Source organism: Neobacillus sp. CF12, from assembly GCF_030348765.1.
GTDB lineage: Bacteria > Bacillota > Bacilli > Bacillales > Cytobacillaceae > Neobacillus.
On record NZ_JAUCEU010000005.1, the window covers coordinates 1 to 313 of the forward strand.

Sequence of the window (313 nt, forward strand, 5' to 3'; positions counted from 1 at the left end):
CGGTTACCCCACCGACTTCGGGTGTTACAAACTCTCGTGGTGTGACGGGCGGTGTGTACAAGGCCCGGGAACGTATTCACCGCGGCATGCTGATCCGCGATTACTAGCGATTCCGGCTTCATGTAGGCGAGTTGCAGCCTACAATCCGAACTGAGAATGGTTTTATGGGATTGGCTAAACCTCGCGGTCTTGCAGCCCTTTGTACCATCCATTGTAGCACGTGTGTAGCCCAGGTCATAAGGGGCATGATGATTTGACGTCATCCCCACCTTCCTCCGGTTTGTCACCGGCAGTCTCCTTAGAGTGCCCAACT

General features: G+C 54.6%; 1 rRNA gene. It reads right to left on the reverse strand.

What is annotated here, in order from left to right:
* A 16S ribosomal RNA gene (locus QUG14_RS00040) occupies window positions 1–313 on the reverse strand; the annotation flags it as partial.